General features: G+C 48.7%; 1 protein-coding gene. It reads right to left on the bottom strand.

Annotated features, from left to right (window positions below; translation table 11 throughout):
- Positions 1 to 2523, bottom strand: a 2523-nt coding sequence (locus tag RWJ43_RS06690) for a PQQ-binding-like beta-propeller repeat protein (RefSeq protein WP_314009168.1), incomplete at both ends; no start/stop codon positions are given.

The following is a 2523-nucleotide window of genomic DNA, read 5'->3' as shown; positions in this document are numbered from 1 at the left end:
GCGCAGAGGACACCTGCTGTGGGGCAGCGGCCTGCTTATTTGAGTATTCAGTAGGTGGAAGCTGCTTCTCGTCAGAGTTAGTGTCTGCAGTCTTGTTCTCAGATGGAGCCTTTGTAACCTCCTCACCAGCACTCGCAGCGGTGGTCGAGGAAGTTTCATGCGCAGCTGGAGATGAAGGGTCTTGAGCTGGCACGTTTGTAGCTGTGGAATCTGTCCTGCTAAAAATGTCTCCAGATGGCTGGGTATTCTCGCCAGAAGGTTTCTGATTAATAAGCGAGAAAAGCGTGCCGGAGTCGTTGGTGTAGTAAAGATTGCCCTCAAAGTCTGCAATTACCGACGATGTAGTGTAGTTCTGGTGATCTTTATCAGGAGTGTAAATCTGAGCTGCTCGGCTGGTGCCCAACTTGTATACCCATACGCCACCAGGTAGACCGTTTACCGTGAAGTAGGCATAGGTACCGTTTTGTTGAACAGAAACAAGAGGGGTGCTCTGAGACTTACCCTTGCCAGCACGAGCTTGGTCAGTCACCGTAAAGGTGTCAAGAGAAATCACAGAGATAGTTCCGTAGCCCTCAGCATCGACACCGTTAACAAAGACATTAGAACCGCTGATTGTTGGCGTAGAGGTAGACTCTGCTGCAAATTTGACCTGCTTCTCCTCAACAAGAGAAGAGCCATTTCTTCTAATCAGATGCAGTGTGCCGTCATTTCTGGTTACCGCAAGGTAGGTTCCGTTACCGTTTTGATCAACGGAGACAGGAACAATACCTGCGCGAATTGGCGATCCAAGATTAAGCTCAGCTTCAATGGCACCAGTTGTACCACTAATGAGTCTGACTGAAGAGGACTCGTCACCAATCATAAAGTCAGAGCCAGAAGCCGCTGCACCAGACCAGTAATAGCCCGAAGCCTGACCAGAGGTGGCACCAGGTGTATTTGCAGGTTGTGCGTTCTGCTTCCAGCGAAGCGCGCCCGTCGTAGCGTCAACAGCAACCATGTAGCCGCCAGCTGCGTCAAATCCACTCATCTTAGTAAACTCAGCCAAGATAGTGCCGTTATTAACCGTCAGGCTAGAAACAGATTGCAGCGTATTAGTAGTATCCAGGGGTTCTGTCTTCCAGATGCACTCCATAGTTGTTGCCGAGAAAGCAGTAAGACAGCCATCATCGGTAGCAACAACAATCATGCCATTAACGTACAGAGGACGTGCAAAGTACGAGACCTTAGAGCCAATCTGTGCCTCAGCAATAAGGTTACCTGTTGCAGCGTCAACTGCTTTGAGAGTAGAACCGCTTACGTAATAGACAGTATCTTTAACAATGACCTGGTCAGAAATAAATCCTGGTGCATTTTGAGTTCCCTCAGTAACACTCCAGCGCAAGGCTGCAGAGTTAATTGGGGTGCTCTGCGTAGTAGTGGAACCGTTTCCGCTACCAAAACCGCCCCAAGATGCATCGTAATTAGGGTGCTCAGCAAATGGATTGATGACCAACTCATTTTGAGGAGTTGGAATAGAGCTATCCTGACCACCATATGTCCAGGTAATGGTAGTGTTTTCGTCCAAGGCAACGTTGTTTGCCATCTTGTCCGAAAGCTGACCGTTTACAAAGAACTGCCACCATTTATAGGCGCCATCTACCTGCGCTGTTGCAAGTGTAAGTCCCTGTGAAGGCGACGTAATAGAAGACAAATAACCGCCCGCTGCATCGTAGGTAAGGCCATTATTCTTCAGGTAGTCATACGTTACCTTGTCAGCAGTGGTACCCTTACGGACCTCAATAGTCTGCGTAGGAGCCCAGTGCTGAGGCTTACCGTCTTTATCAAGACCTACTACAGAAAGAGTGACGGAAACAAGCTGACTTGGGTCTGGATCTTCCTCTGCAGATCGAGCGCCCTTCTCGCCCGCCACGGTAAAGGTGGCAGAAACTTTCTGATTAGTAAGAGCCTGGAACTGCTCATTATCTGGATACAAGCTTGCATAGCGAGAATAACGTGCACTTGAAAGAAGCGCAGAAACCGTAACAGAAGTGTTGTACTCAGGAGTCTGTGCTAGAACAAGGTTCTCGTTCTGAATGATTGTTGGCTGAGAAGAGCTGTAGGTGCGCGCCTGATCAGCAGGGCCCATAGGGTCATACGTTGGGAACTCCGAAGGCACAATACCACTTGCGGTCTTATCGGTATTGTTAACATCATACGACCAGGTCAAAGAGCCATCTGCAGCTCGATAGAACTTATTTGGTGTAGCCAAGGACTCAGAAACGCTGTCCTGTTTATCCTGCTGACCAGAAGGAGTAGCAAGAGCGTCCCAGAAATGAGCCTTTGACTCATTCATCAAAGCAAGCTCTGCATCAATGTCAGCTTGATTCAGGGGGCTTACCGTAACCGTTAGCGTCTTAGAAACTGTTACCTCAGGATTTTCTTTATCGGTAACCGTCAAAGTGATGTCTACCTGCTGCGAAGAAGCAGAAGGCAGAGGCTGATACACCGTTGCTCGATAACCATTAAACCTAATGGCGTCATTAG

This window comes from Lancefieldella parvula, assembly GCF_963530955.1.
Lineage (GTDB): Bacteria > Actinomycetota > Coriobacteriia > Coriobacteriales > Atopobiaceae > Lancefieldella > Lancefieldella parvula_A.
This window is presented reverse-complemented; position numbering and strand designations above follow the sequence as displayed.